Genomic DNA, 1,460 nt, shown 5'->3' with positions numbered 1-1,460 from the left:
CGCACCGTCCCGGCGTGGGGGACCCGTCACGTCGGTGGGCAGCCCGGCACCCCTGCCCAGGTGCCGCAGTGCGGGACCACTGGGCGGCAACACCACCTCCCGATCCGGTCCCATCCCCGACGCCGGAATCACCCACATCCCGACCGCCGCAGCAACATCATCTTTCGCAACGGCCTTGCCCGTCTGCGGATCCAGCAGATCCACCCGCCCCTGCCCATCGCGGCCGACTGCATGCACCGCAGCGATCACATGCGCACTACCGTCCGGCCGCTGGTAAATCACCGGCACGGCCTCCCCCACCGGCCCGCTGTGCACGTACTGCTCAGCCACGGCCACACCATCCACCCGCCGGGCCGGTTCCCCCAACGCCACCTCCAACCGAGCCGGATCCCGATCACGACCGGCCGGCCCCGCCACAAACTGCCGGTTGAACTTCAGGGAATTACGGAACGCCACAAACGCTTCCAGGCAATTCTTCTGGTAACGCGCATCACCAGAGTCGTAATTGGCCTGGTTCACCCCCTGCAGGAACCGATACCCAGCCCCCAACTCACTCCCGCCGATGGCCTGCGCATCCTGCGGCAGGCCGGCGTCATGCCACGCCCGCTCTACCGCCGGCACACCAGCCGGCGCTGTTCCCGGCGCCGCGGCGTCCTCGGGCACATGCGGGTTCTGCGTTGCGCGTGCGGGCCAGTACCGATAGCCCTGCGCGGGTTCGCCAGACAGTCTGGTCCTGGAGTCCGTCAACGCCTCGCCCAGATCGGCCTTACCGGTGAACACACCGAGCGGGTTCTCGTCGGTGAGTTCCATCCACCCACCAATGCTGGGACGGAAGTGAACACGACCGGTTTGATCCGTTTCGTACACACCAGCGAGCAGCCGCCCGTCCGGGGTCTCGTACACCTCCTGCACCGTGGCCAGCACCGGTCCCGCAACGACCGCGAGCACCTCTGCCAGCAGCGCAGCCGGAGCACCGGGAATCGCCAGCAACGTCCACAGATCGTTTCCTCGCCCGACCAAGCGCTTTTCCAGCAACCCGGCGAAACTACCGAAATCGATAACCTCATCCCGGAGGAGAACCCCGTTACCATCCGGCGCCAACCGGGCCACGACAAGGCTCGCGTCCTTGTACAACTGGTACGAGTACGCATCGGCGACGACCTGCGCCTTCGAAACATCCGGGCCCGGGAACAGCACCGACTGTTCGGGCAGGCCCACCACCAACGCCGAGTGGCCGGCATCGTCACCAGTCAACGTCCACGGGCGTGTCCAGGCGAAAAGCTGCACCACCTGCGCCTGCCCCGCCTCGCTTAGCGGCAACAACTCCAGGAACTCCGCCAGCTTCTCCAGCCAGGCCCCCTCATTCCTGGTCTGGTCGTCATAACCCAGCAGATCCGGATCCTCCATCAACCGATCCAGCTCCCGGTAGATCCCCGGATCGGTACCGGCCAGCATGATCG

The 1,460-nt window shown here is 66.5% G+C and carries 1 pseudogene; it reads right to left on the bottom strand.

Features of this window, described 5'->3' with window-relative positions:
* Positions 1–1,460: pseudogene (locus ACWDKQ_RS36130) on the bottom strand (hypothetical protein); the annotation flags it as partial.

It is taken from the genome of Saccharopolyspora sp. NPDC000995 (assembly GCF_053599315.1).
Note: the sequence above shows the minus strand (reverse complement) of the source record. Positions and strands in the feature narration are given on the sequence as shown.